The following is an 11,882-nucleotide window of genomic DNA, read 5'->3' as shown; positions in this document are numbered from 1 at the left end:
CTCCCTGCCAAGCTCCTCAAGCGTGGCTCCGTCGTCGCGCAGGCGACGCTGGGCGATGATCGTGCGCTCGCGGGGACTCAACTCGCCCAATGCTTCAGCCAGCCACTTGGAACGCGTCGTACTGTCGCGCATACCGATCACGACTTCCTCTGGACTGGGCCGCTGGTCCGCCAGGAAGTCCTGCCAATCGTCCTCGCCGCTGTCGCTGATGGGGGCGTTGAGCGATTGGTCGGCGCCACTCAGGCGCATCTCCATGGCCTCGACCTCGTGGACTTCCACCTTGAGTTCGGTCGCGATCTTCTGGCGCCCGGCCTGGGTCAGGGAGCCGTTGTTGGAGGCGTCCTCGATTTTGGCCCGCAGCCGGCGCAGGTTGAAGAACAGGCTCTTCTGGGCGGCCGTCGTGCCGGTCCGGACGATCGACCAGTTCCGCAGGATGTAGTCCTGCATCGCCGACCTGATCCACCATGCCGCATATGTGGAGAAGCGGACTTCGCGGTCGGGCTCGAAGCGCGCGGCCGCCTGCATCAAGCCGACATTGCCTTCCTGGACCAGATCGCCCATGGGAAGGCCATAGTTGCGGAAACGGGATGCCGTGGACACGACGAGGCGGGTATAAGCCCGGACAAGCTCATGAAGAGCATCTTCCTTGCCGTCTTCCCGCCAGCTCCGGGCAAGGTCGAATTCATGGTCGCGGGTAAGCAAAGGCTCCCGCATCGATGCCTTGATGAAGGTTAGATTTGCCCGCTGAGTCTCCGGGTCATCGATATGCGCCATCCTGCTGTCCTTCCCCCTGATGGACGAGCGACCGCGGGGATGGCCCTGTCCTTTGCAGGGTCAACACCGGTTGGTGCCGTCTGTTGCATGAGATACGTAACCCGGAAGGGTTCGGATCACTGCGGGCGAGAAGAATTTTGCAGGCAGGATTCTGGCGATTATCAGGCGCGGAAGTCAGCTTCCGGACCGGGGGTTCGGAAGGTCAGACTTCGATGAGCTCGAGAATTTCACCGGAAGGTGTCAGGCAGCCGCAGACCAATGGACCGCCGAAACCGCATCCTCCGTCGAGAGTGGCGGTGAAGTCCCCGACCTGGACACCGCTCCGCCCCGGATCGAAGCCTCTGACGATGCGGTGAAAAGCCCCATAGGGCCGGTCGATACGAGCGAAACCGGGACCGCCCCACCAGAAATTGTCACCCTGGGCGCCCAGCGGACGCGATGTCTCGATGCCGGACGCCACGATCAGGATGCCGCCCGGCACCTGCTCGACGCCGGCTTCATCCGGCAGGCTGGTGTATGCGGCGCGCCGCAGGGCGCTCATCACGTTTTCGTGACCGGCTGCGGCCCGCATCGCGCCGCGCAGGCTGTTGGTCCACCGAGTGATCGATACGGCGCCGTCACGCGCGCAGTTCATCCCCTGTTCGGGGTTGCCGCCATAGGCGATCAGCGTCGCATCGGCGCCCTGGCGCAGCATCCATCCCAGGACGACGGAAGGGTCGGGGGCGAACTGGAGCTGGAGCAGTTTCTGCCACATCTCCTCCTGCGCGCCGCGCAGATACACCACGTCGCTTGCCAGCATGCCGGGCATGGCGATCAGAGCACGCCGGAAGGACAGCAATTCGTCCATCGTTTCCCGGACGGCGCTCCCGCGGCCGATCATGTTGCCGGTGTAGACAAGCCTGTCTCCAGGCATGAAGCGACGGCCTATGTCGGTGTGCAGGGCTGAAAGGCGCTCCACATCGGCGTGGATGGCGCCGACGGCCCAGATCCGCCTCGGCTGGCGGATATCCGCAAATTTCTGATTATCTGGCATCAGGACGCGTAAACGCTACTCCGGTCCGGCTTGGACTGAACCCCGACTTTAAGCATCCGGCGTGTGCAGCAAAAGCGGATAAAAGAGAGTGGCCGGGGATTATGCTCCAATCGCCCGGCACATTCGCCAGTCTACCCGATGCAAGCCTGCCGCGAGCCCGCCCTCTTCCTGAGGAGCACCTCAGGCGGCGGCCTTCGTCAGAACGGCTTCGAGGCGTTCGGTCGCCTTGCCCTCGTCGATCTTCTCGACGGCGGCCAACTCGCGCGCAAGACGCTCCAGGGCAGCCTGATAGATCTGACGCTCGCTATAGGACTGGTCGGGCTGATCGCTGCCGCGATAGAGGTCGCGAACGACTTCGGCGATCGAAACCGGGTCGCCCGAGTTGATCTTCGCTTCGTATTCCTGGGCGCGGCGGCTCCACATGGCGCGGCGGGCGCGTGAGCGTCCCTGGAGAGTATCCAGCGCGACCTTGATCCGATCCTTGGAGCTGAGACGGCGCAGTCCTGAGTCCTTGGCCTTACCCACCGGCACCTTCAGCGTCATGCGCTCTTTCTCGAAGGTGATGGCATAAAGGGTTACGGTCTGACCGGCAATGTGATGGGTTTCGATTCCCTCGACACGACCGACCCCGTGGGCCGGGTAAACGACGAAATCACCGGCCGTGAACTCAAGCTTGTTCATCATTCCTATTGGCTCTCACTTCACGCTCGCTGGCATCCGGCTGTCCCGACCGGATGCTTCGGGACAACGAAAGGCTGAATAACCCGCTATCGGCCCCTACTGAACGTCGGGGCCGGCAGACTCGGCATTCGAAGCCTGGAGCATCGCAAGCCCGGCACGCGCGAGAAAGCAGCCGGGCTCAAGGCCGCCATTATATAGGAAGTGAGCAGTGCGTTACAAAGATATAACGTGTTGGTAATAGGCAACAGGCGCCGGACTGCCGATGGGCGGACCTGCGGGATTCGCATGGCGGAACGGGCGGATGGGCCGGAGCCCGGTCAATTTGCCGCGCCCGGTTGCCCTGAGCCCGTACCCTCCGGCGTGTCAGGTCACTCGGGATTGCCGGTCCCGGGTTCCGCCTTGAAGAACTTCTCGAACTTGCCGGGCACACCCTTGAATTCGTCCGCGTCGGCGGGAGCATCCTTCTTGCGGGTCAGGTTCGGCCACTTCTCCGAATATTCCCGATTGAACTCGAGCCATTTCTCGGCCTCGGGCTCGGTGTCGGGAATGATCGCCTCGGCCGGGCACTCCGGTTCGCAGACGCCGCAGTCGATGCACTCGTCGGGCTGGATAACGAGCATGTTATCCCCTTCGTAGAAGCAGTCGACGGGGCACACCTCGACGCAGTCGGTATATTTGCACTTGATGCAGTTCTCGGTGACGACGTAGGGCATGCTCGCTTTCCCTTTTTCCTCATACATGGGGTCCGGACCATCTCCGGCGTCCAGACCCGCATGGCTCTATCGATCAACAGTAATTCCGTCGGCAGCGATCCGGCCAGCCGTCAGGGCGCCTCGATGGTCGGGTCGGCGATGCCCAACCGGTCGAGCACACGCATCCGGGCCGCTCCACGGTCGCGGTCGGAGACGTAGAGCAGACCACCCACCCTGCGCAAGAGGCTCGCTTCCAAATCATGAAGTTCGCCATCGGCGTAGACCACTTCCCAGAGCATTTCAATCATCTGAATGCGCTCTTCCTCGGAAAAACGGTCCTTGAGGGTAGAGGTGAAGCGATGCCACTGGGCCGGACCTTCGGTTTCCGTCTCGGCGGCGGCCAGCAGCGAATCGGCTTCGGGATCGGTCAGGGAGAAGCGCTGCTCCAGCATGGTCCGGATGCGAGCCCGCTCGTTCGGCCCGATCCTGTCGTCCATCCGGGCCGCCTCGACCAGCAGGGTGGCAGCGGCCAACTGCACCTCGTCGTGCGAGCGCCGTCCCATCCTCTCCGCGTCGTCATCCGTAAACAGGGCTTTCAATCGCGCCAGCATGCCGTAGATCCTGTTGTCGTATCGGGTTGTGGATTCAGGTCGGTTGATGAAGTCCACTAACCTGAAGATGGTTGCTCCTAAGCCGATAGCGACCCCCCGAGAGTCATGCTTGCCCTTCGGCGCGGGAGACACTAGCTTTTCGGCCATGATGATTGCAGCCGGCCCTGACCCACGCCGTTACGCCCCGGCGACCCTCCGCAACCGGGGACCCATCCTGGATGTCCTCCGTCAGGTGCTGCCGGCTGCCGGCACGGTGCTGGAAATCGCCAGCGGCAGCGGCGAGCATGCCGTCTTCTTCGCCGAGGCGCTGCCGGACCTGATGTGGCAGCCGACCGATCCCGACCCGGACAACCGGGCCAGCATCCGCGCCTGGATCGCCGAGACCGGCGTGACCAACGTGACGGCCCCGGCGGACCTCAACGCCGCCGCCCGCGCGTGGCCGGTGACCCATGCCGACGCCATCGTCTGCATCAACATGATCCACATCTCGCCCTGGGCTTCCACCCTGGGCCTGCTGGCGGGTGCCGCGCGGACGCTGCCGACGGCCGCACCGCTCTATCTGTATGGCCCCTATCTGCGGAACCGCCGGCACACCGCCTCCAGCAACGAAGACTTCGACCAGTCCCTGCGCGCGCAGAACCCGGAATGGGGTGTCCGCGATCTGGACGAGGTGAGCGATGCCGCGGCCCAGGCGGGACTGACGCTGGCCGAGGTGATCGAGATGCCAGCCAACAACCTATCGGTCGTGTTCCGCCGCGGCTGAGGCGATCGCCCGCCGCCGTAAAGCCGACAGCCCGCCCGCCTTTTTCCGGCGCCGCCGGCTTGCCAGCAGGTTCAGCGCTTCGACCAGCACCGAGAAGGCGATGGCGAAGTACAGGTAGCCCTTGGGAATGTGGAAGTGCAGCCCGTCGGCCACCAGCGCCACGCCGACCAGCAGCAGGAAGCTGAGGGCAAGCATCTTCACGGTCGGATGACCGTTGACGAAGTTGCTGACCGGTCCCGATGCGAACAGCATCACGCCGACCGCGATCACGACGGCCGCCATCATGACTTCCAGCGCCTGCGCCATGCCGACTGCGGTTATGACCGAGTCGAGCGAGAATACGATGTCGAGCAGCATGATCTGGATCACGACTGAGGCGAAGCTGGCGGTGCCGCCGGTGCTGCCTTCCCCCTCTTCCTCGCCCTCCAGGTTCTGGTGGATCTCCGTCGTTCCCTTGCCCAGCAGGAACAGCCCGCCGACGATCAGGACGAGGTCGCGGACCGATATGTCGAATTCCGCGATCGTGAAGAGCGGGTTGGTCAGGGTCGAAATCCACGCGATCGACGCGAGCAGGCCGAGACGGGTGATCAGGGCCAGGGCCAGCCCGACCTGCCGTCCGCGCGCCTGACGCTCCGGCGGCAGGCGGGCCGCCATGATCGAGATGAAGATGATGTTGTCGATGCCGAGCACGATTTCGAGCGCCGTCAGCGTCAAAAGGCTCGCCCAGGTCTGGGGATCTGTGAGGAGTTCAAGCATGGCGCCTCGAAAACCGCGCCCTGCCGTTATTGTTCCGTTCCCGAAACGGCGTCAGAACTCTTCCCGCAGTTTTTCCGTAGCCCGCCGCTCCGCCTTGGTCGGGCGTCCCGTCCCGGATGGACGCTCCGCCGCGCGCGGCATCGCCGTCTCGGGCGCCGGCGGCGACAGATCCTCGTAGAGCGCCTGCGCCTCCGGAGCAGGGCCGCGCCGGACACCGAGCGCTACGATCTTGATGACCCGGATATGCCGTCCCTGGGCAAAGGTCAGGACGTCGCCCGGCTTGACGGAATGATGAGCCTTGGTGACGGGGGCGCCGCCGATCCGGACGGCCCCGGCGGCGCAGAGCTTGGCGGCTAGGCTGCGGGTCTTGAAGAAGCGGGCGTACCACAGCCACTTGTCCAGCCTCAACCGGCCGGACCCGGCTTCCGCACTCGTCCCCTTCAGGCCGTCATCATTGTCGTCGTCGTCCGTCATCGGATGAATTCTATCTGCTTGAGCTTGGCGAAAGGCGAATCGGGCCGGGGTTTCGCCGCCGGCTTCTCACCCTTGCCCCGGCGCTTCTCTCCGCGCCGGGAAGGGCGTTGGCGCTGCCATGTCACCGCTCCGTCTTCGCCCTCGCGGCGGCGGTATCCCATGGAGGCCAGGACGCCTTCCAGGTCCTCGACCGTACTGCCGATCATCTGGGCCAGATCCGGCGCCGCCGTCAGCGGACCTTCGGTCGTGCGCTTGTATAGCTCCCGTTCCAGCCTTTCCAGGATATCGGCCCGAAGGGCACGGGGACCCATCGGCGGATAGCCGACCGCTTCCCAGAAGTCCGTGGGTACAGCGTCGGTCGCCACCGAAACCCGTCCGGCTGGCGGAGTCGGCGGCGGCAGCGGCATCGCGGCGTGTCCGCCGTGCAGGACGGCCCACAGCAATCCCCGTGTCTCCACCGCGCGCGGCTTGATCAGGGCCGGCATGAAGACCTGGCTGGTCGCCAGCCGGACTCCCAATTTCGCCAGCGCGTGCCGGTCGGCCTTGGCGAGGCCGCCGATCAGCGACTCCAAGCCCGGCCGGGACAGACTGCCCAGCGACTCCGACAGCTGAAAGGCCAGCCCGCGCGCCGGACCGGACAACTCGGCGTCGCGCAGTCTGAACAGCGGCGCCAGCCGGTCTTTGATGAAGGCTTCGACCCAGCGGGAAAGGCGTGTCCGCACCTTGTCGCGCTGGCCGGATTCAAACAGGTCGTCGTGCAGCGGCACCACCGAAGGCGTCAGGATCGATGGCCCGGCTCCCAACCGAGCGACAGGATGGCCCTGCCAGGACAGCACGCCATCCGGGCGCAACTCGATCGTCTCGTCTCCAGCCTGCTCCAGCAGCCGCACCCGCCGCCCGATCTCGTCCTTCAGGGCACGGCGCGCGGCGCTCATGAAGGCGCGCACGTCGTCCTCCCGCACCTCGGGGTCGAGCGTGAAGTGGAAGCCTTCCAGCCGGCCGACATGGTGGCCCTCCACCAGCACCTCACCGGCGGCGGTCACGGCGGCCAGCAACTCGCCGCCGCCCGCCAGCGTGCGCGCCAGCACGGCGGAGCGGCGGTCGACGAAGCGCTGCGTCAGCCGCTCGTGCAGGGCGTCGGACAGCTTGTCTTCGATCGCGCGGGCACGCTCCTGCCAATGGGCCGGGTCGGTCAGCCAGTCGGGCCGGTGCGAGATATACGTCCAGGTGCGGATATGGGCGATCCGCGACACCAGCGTATCGATATCGCCCTCTGTCTTGTCCATCCTCGCCACCTGCTTCGCCACCCACTCCTCCGGCAGGCGGGCTTCGGGCGTCATCAGGTGGCGGTAGATCTGCGACAGCAGCCTGGTATGGGCGTCGGACAGCACCTTGCGGAAGTCCGGGATCTGGCAGACCTCCCACAGCAGGCGAACCGCCTGACGGTTGGTCGCCAGCCTTGCGATTTCGGCGTCGCGCGACAGGGCGATCAGCGACAAATGGTCGTCGGCATCGCGCACCCGCATCAGCTCCGGCCGGTTCGGCCGCTCCTCCAGCGTCTTCAGCAGCAGGCCAGGACTGTCGAACCGAAGTGCGGTGTTTCGCCACATGATCGACTTCAGCGTCTCGAACTTGTGGTTCTCGACCGCGTCGATGGTCTCGGCGTCCAGCCCGTTGAGGTCGCCGGTGGTGCCGAAGGTGCCGTCGGTCATGTGCCGGCCGGCGCGGCCCGCTATCTGGGCGATCTCGTTGGGGCGCAGCCGTCGCGGCGCATGGCCGTCGAACTTGTTGAGCTTGGCGAAGGCGACATGGTCCACGTCCATGTTCAGCCCCATGCCGATGGCGTCGGTCGCCACCAGGTAATCGACCTCGCCCGCCTGATACAGCGCCACCTGGGCGTTGCGGGTGCGCGGGCTCAGGGCTCCCAGCACCACGGCGGTCCCGCCGCGCTGACGCCGGATCAGCTCGGCTATCGTGTAGACGTCGGTCGCGGAGAACGCGACCACGGCGGAACGCGGCGGCAGCCGCGTCAGCTTCTTGTGGCCGGCATAGGTCAGCGACGAGAAGCGCGGACGGCTGATGAACTCGCATCGCGGCACCAGCCGCTGGATCAGCGGCTTGATGGTGTCGGCGCCCAGGAACATGGTCTCGTCCATGCCGCGCGCGTGGAGCAGCCGCTCGGTGAAGATGTGGCCGCGCTCCGGATCGGCGGCGAGCTGGATCTCGTCCACTCCCATGAAGGCGACCGGCCGGTCCAGCGGCATCGATTCGACGGTGCAGACGAAATATACCGCGCGGGGAGGAATGATCTTCTCCTCGCCGGTGACCAGCGCCACGGCGTGACGGCCCTTGGCCTTGACGATCTTATCGTAGTTTTCGCGCGCCAGCAGGCGCAACGGAAAGCCGATCATACCCGACCGGTGTCCCAGCATCCGCTCTATGGCGAGATAGGTCTTCCCGGTATTCGTCGGCCCAAGAACGGCGGTGACCCGCCCCTGGTGCTGAGAGGCCACGCCAGAGGATACTGCGCTCATGAGGAGAGCATTGGGCTTCGGGTGCCGCATTGCAAGGGCCGTAATGTGGATCTGCGATGCCAGGGCTTGTGGGAGTTGCCAGGGCTTGTGGGAGTTGAAGGACAATAAGCCGCAGCCGCGATTCCTCCCGACCAAAAGGGTTGCAGCTTTTCGCGGCATTTCACATATCTGGCACAGCTTACGCACCCAGCCCGATTTCGACGCTAAACTTATACCGAAGGTGAAACAGCAATGTCCGAGGAACGGCTTAGTTTCCAGGCCGAAGTCAGCCGCCTGCTCGATATCGTTGCGCACTCGCTCTATAGCGAAAAGGAAGTGTTCCTGCGCGAGCTGATCTCGAACGCCTCAGATGCCTGTGACCGCCTGCGCTATGCGGCCCTGACCCAGCCCGAACTTTCTGCGGAAGACCCCGATCTCAAGATCCGCCTGACGACCGATGCCGAAGCGAAGACCCTGACGGTCGCCGACAACGGCATCGGCATGAACCGCGAAGACCTGATCGAGAATCTAGGCACCATCGCGCGCTCCGGCACCGCCGCCTTCATGAACAAGCTAACCGGCGACGCCAAGAAGGACGTCGGGCTGATCGGCCAGTTCGGCGTCGGCTTCTATTCCGCCTTCATGGTGTCGGACAAGGTCGTCGTGCTGACCCGCAAGGCCGGCGAAAGCCAGGGCTGGCGCTGGGAATCTGACGGCAGGGGAGACTTCACCGTCAGCGAAGCCACAGACGTTCCGCGCGGCACCCGCGTCGTGATGCACCTGAAGGCCGACGAGGGCGAGTTCCTGGAGGAAAGCCGGCTGCGCCGAATCGTCCAGAAATACAGCGATCATATCGCACTGCCGATCCTTTACGGTGAGGGCGAGGAAGCCCAGTCGCTCAACAAGGCGTCGGCCCTGTGGACCCGCTCCCGGAACGAGATCACGCCTGAGCAGTACAAGGAATTCTACCATCACGTCGGCCATGCCTTCGACGAGCCCTGGCTGACCATGCATTGGCGGGCCGAAGGCAAGATCGAATACACCAGCCTGCTGTTCGTGCCCGCGACCAAGCCGTTCGACCTGTTCAACCCGGACCGCCGCCACCGCGTCAAGCTGTATGTCCGGCGCGTCTTCATCACCGACGAGGCCGAAGGTCTGGTCCCGCCCTACCTGCGCTTCCTGCGCGGCGTGGTGGACAGCGAGGACCTGCCGCTCAACGTCAGCCGCGAGATGCTCCAGCACAATCCGATGCTGGCCAAGATCCGCAGCGGCATCGTGCGCCGGGTGCTGGGCGACCTCGTCAAGAAGGCCGACGACACCGAGCAGGCCGAGGCCTATGCCACCTTCTGGGAAAACTTCGGCGCCGTCCTCAAGGAAGGCCTCTACGAGGACTACGAGCACCGCGAGCAGATCACCAAGCTGCTGCGCTTCCGCACCACCGGAGCCGAGGGACTGGTGTCGCTGGACGACTATGTCGGCCGGATGAAGGAAGGCCAGGACACGATCTTCTACATCACCGGCGACGATATCGACACGCTCCGCCGCAGCCCGCAGATCGAGGGCTTCAAGGCGCGCGGCGTCGAGGTGCTGCTGCTGACCGATCCGGTCGATGAGTTCTGGATCCCGTCGGTCGCGGAATACAAGGACAAGAAGTTCAAGTCGGTCACCCGCGGCGGCGCCGACCTGTCCCGGATCAAGGCTGCTGACGAGCCCGAAAAGCCGGCGGAAGACAAGCCCGCCGAAAACGATCTCGGCAGTCTGGTGGCGGCGCTCAAGCTGACGCTGGCCGATGCCGTCAAGGATGTCCGCATTTCCGAGCGGCTGACCGACAGCCCGGTCTGCTTGGTGGCGGACGAGGGCGACATGGACATGCACCTGGAGCGCCTGCTGAAGCAGCACCGTCAGCTCGACACCAGCGCCCAGCGTATCCTTGAGGTCAACCCGACCCACCCGCTGATCCGCCGGCTGACCGATCTGGCGGCGAAGGACGGCGTCAGCGACGGTCTGGAAGACGTGGCATGGCTGCTGCTGGATCAGGCCCGCATCGTGGAAGGCGAGCAGATCCCCGATCCCGCCGCCTTCTCCCGCCGCTTGGCGGTGATGCTGGAGAAGGGCCTGCTGACCGGGCTGGCCGCCTGACGGTTTGCCCCGGCCTGATCGGCCTCCGGAAGGGCGTTCGCCTCTTAGGTGAACGCCCGTCTAGGGTTGGGCCGTATCGAGATCCAACCTGAACACCTCGACCCGCTCGCTCCGTCCGCGCAGGTTCCGGATGCCGACGGAGGTCAGGGCGACGCAGCCGCCGCTTTCCTCGGCGGTCGACGCGCCGGCCAGGACGATCACTTCGGCCTCTCCCTGGAGACCGGCGGCCAGTTCCTCGATTCGCGCCGCCGTGTTCACGCTGTCGCCGACGATCGTGTAGTTGATCCGGCTGGCGGAGCCGATATTGCCGACGACCACCGGGCCGCTGTGAAGGCCGATCCGCACGCGGACCGCCGGCAGGCCGACGGCGCAGCGCTTGACGTTGTCGCCATGTATCGCCACCGCAATCGCATGCGCCGCCCGCAAGGCTCTCGCCGCATGATCCTGCTGGACTTCCGGTGCGCCCCAGAACGCCATCACGGCGTCGCCGATGAACTTGTCCACCGTGCCGCCCTCCGCCTCGATGCAGGCGGACAGCAGGGAGAAGTGGCTGTTCAGCAGGGCCGCCGTCTCGGCGGCGCCCAGATCTTCGGCCAGTGCGCTGAAGCCCCGGATGTCGGTGAACATGACGGTCACCTGCCGCTCTTCCGATCCGATGCCGCCGCCCGTCTTGTCGGAGGCGTCACGCTGGATCAGCCGCAGCACCAGCCCCTTGGGGACATAGGTCTCGAACCACCGGAGCCCGGCGACCATGGCGTTGAAGGCGTCCGCCGCGTTCGCCAGCTCGCGGAAGCGGCTATCGGGCAGGGTAGGGGCGCCTTTGAAGTCCAGCGCGCTGACGCTTGAGGCGGCAGCCGCCAGCCGGCCGATCTGCCGGCTGATCGCGCGCCCGATCCAAAGCGCCGCACCGACCGACACCAGCAGGATGCCGAAACCGACCAGCGCCGTGGTCCACAGGCGCTCGATCTCCACGCCGACCTCGTCCAGGCGGTAATTGATGCCGGCTGTCCAGGGTTGCGCGCCGTAGCCTTCCAGGCTGCGCAGCAGGAACAGGTGGCTGTCGTCGCCGATCTCGACAACTTCCGCGTTGGTCCGGTTGCGGCCCGTGATCGTGAATCGGTCGGCCGGCCGGCTGTTGCGCCACAAGTTCGCCAGCACCGGATCGTCCACCTGGTCGACGCGCGGCAGCGGCAGCCCGGCCTGTCCGGAAAAATCGAATTCCTTGTAGCGCAGGGCCTGATGCGCCATCACGTGGTCGCGGTCGTAGAGGACGAAGGCGCTCAGTCCCTCGTCGACATAGAGCTCCGACAGGAAGCGCGACAGGTCGCCGAGCGCCACCGCCACGATCATCAGCCCGATGAACTTGTCGTCGCGGCGGACCGGCATCCGCAGCGTCAACAGGGTGGTCTTGCCCTCCGCCGACCAGACCGGCTCCGCCCAATAGGG

The 11,882-nt window shown here is 65.4% G+C and carries 11 protein-coding genes; 2 read left to right on the top strand and 9 right to left on the bottom strand.

Features of this window, described 5'->3' with window-relative positions; translation table 11 throughout:
* The 5 genes from AC5JJ6_RS22630 to AC5JJ6_RS22610 all read right to left on the bottom strand — a co-directional run.
* Positions 1-774: RNA polymerase factor sigma-32 (locus AC5JJ6_RS22630; protein ID WP_496044232.1), on the bottom strand; the 774-nt coding region annotated here is incomplete at its 3' end.
* Between the two features lie 202 nt (positions 775-976).
* The gene (locus AC5JJ6_RS22625) at positions 977-1,807 is read right to left on the bottom strand and encodes a hypothetical protein (protein WP_496044231.1); all 831 of its coding nucleotides are present in this window, start codon (positions 1,805-1,807) and stop codon (positions 977-979) included.
* A gap of 180 nt (positions 1,808-1,987) precedes the next feature.
* Positions 1,988-2,491: a CarD family transcriptional regulator gene (locus AC5JJ6_RS22620; protein ID WP_496044230.1), complete on the bottom strand. Its 504-nt coding sequence runs from the start codon at positions 2,489-2,491 to the stop codon at positions 1,988-1,990.
* A 365-nt stretch (positions 2,492-2,856) separates the two neighbouring features.
* Positions 2,857-3,201 carry a ferredoxin FdxA gene (gene fdxA / locus AC5JJ6_RS22615; protein WP_496044229.1) on the bottom strand — a complete coding sequence of 115 codons (345 nt, stop codon included), beginning with the start codon at positions 3,199-3,201 and terminating at the stop codon, positions 2,857-2,859.
* Between the two features lie 110 nt (positions 3,202-3,311).
* Complete coding sequence (locus AC5JJ6_RS22610; protein ID WP_496044228.1) at positions 3,312-3,848, bottom strand: tellurite resistance TerB family protein; 537 nt, start codon at positions 3,846-3,848, stop codon at positions 3,312-3,314.
* A gap of 88 nt (positions 3,849-3,936) precedes the next feature.
* On the opposite strand from AC5JJ6_RS22610, the gene AC5JJ6_RS22605 reads away from it, so the two are divergent.
* Positions 3,937-4,554: a DUF938 domain-containing protein gene (locus AC5JJ6_RS22605; RefSeq protein ID WP_496044227.1), complete on the top strand. Its 618-nt coding sequence runs from the start codon at positions 3,937-3,939 to the stop codon at positions 4,552-4,554.
* Here AC5JJ6_RS22605 and AC5JJ6_RS22600 read toward each other — a convergent pair.
* The 3 genes from AC5JJ6_RS22600 to AC5JJ6_RS22590 are packed head-to-tail and all read right to left on the bottom strand — an operon-like array spanning position 4,528 to position 8,297.
* Positions 4,528-5,310 (bottom strand): TerC family protein, encoded by a 783-nt coding sequence (locus AC5JJ6_RS22600; protein ID WP_496044226.1) that lies wholly within the window; start codon positions 5,308-5,310, stop codon positions 4,528-4,530. The two genes, AC5JJ6_RS22605 and AC5JJ6_RS22600, sit on opposite strands and share 27 nt — an antisense overlap.
* Before the next feature lie 51 nt (positions 5,311-5,361).
* Positions 5,362-5,784 (bottom strand): RNA-binding S4 domain-containing protein, encoded by a 423-nt coding sequence (locus AC5JJ6_RS22595; RefSeq protein ID WP_496044225.1) that lies wholly within the window; start codon positions 5,782-5,784, stop codon positions 5,362-5,364.
* Positions 5,781-8,297: a helicase-related protein gene (locus tag AC5JJ6_RS22590; protein ID WP_496044224.1), complete on the bottom strand. Its 2,517-nt coding sequence runs from the start codon at positions 8,295-8,297 to the stop codon at positions 5,781-5,783. The genes AC5JJ6_RS22595 and AC5JJ6_RS22590 overlap by 4 nt, the downstream gene beginning before the upstream one ends.
* Before the next feature lie 252 nt (positions 8,298-8,549).
* On the opposite strand from AC5JJ6_RS22590, the gene htpG reads away from it, so the two are divergent.
* A complete protein-coding gene (htpG, locus tag AC5JJ6_RS22585; RefSeq protein WP_496044223.1) occupies positions 8,550-10,436 on the top strand; it encodes a molecular chaperone HtpG in 1,887 nt (628 codons plus the stop codon).
* 60 nt (positions 10,437-10,496) lie between these two features.
* Here htpG and AC5JJ6_RS22580 read toward each other — a convergent pair.
* The coding region (locus tag AC5JJ6_RS22580; RefSeq protein WP_496044222.1) for an adenylate/guanylate cyclase domain-containing protein at positions 10,497-11,882 on the bottom strand (1,386 nt) is incomplete at its 5' end.

This window comes from Skermanella sp. (assembly GCF_059503625.1).
Note: the sequence above shows the minus strand (reverse complement) of the source record. Positions and strands in the feature narration are given on the sequence as shown.

Coding starts and splice junctions, on each gene's coding strand:
- AC5JJ6_RS22625 (WP_496044231.1), bottom strand. CDS start 1,807: ATGCCAGATAATCAGAAATTTGCGGATATCCGCCAGCCGAGGCGGATC.
- AC5JJ6_RS22620 (WP_496044230.1), bottom strand. CDS start 2,491: ATGATGAACAAGCTTGAGTTCACGGCCGGTGATTTCGTCGTTTACCCG.
- fdxA (WP_496044229.1), bottom strand. CDS start 3,201: ATGCCCTACGTCGTCACCGAGAACTGCATCAAGTGCAAATATACCGAC.
- AC5JJ6_RS22605 (WP_496044227.1), top strand. CDS start 3,937: ATGATGATTGCAGCCGGCCCTGACCCACGCCGTTACGCCCCGGCGACC.
- AC5JJ6_RS22600 (WP_496044226.1), bottom strand. CDS start 5,310: ATGCTTGAACTCCTCACAGATCCCCAGACCTGGGCGAGCCTTTTGACG.
- AC5JJ6_RS22595 (WP_496044225.1), bottom strand. CDS start 5,784: ATGACGGACGACGACGACAATGATGACGGCCTGAAGGGGACGAGTGCG.
- htpG (WP_496044223.1), top strand. CDS start 8,550: ATGTCCGAGGAACGGCTTAGTTTCCAGGCCGAAGTCAGCCGCCTGCTC.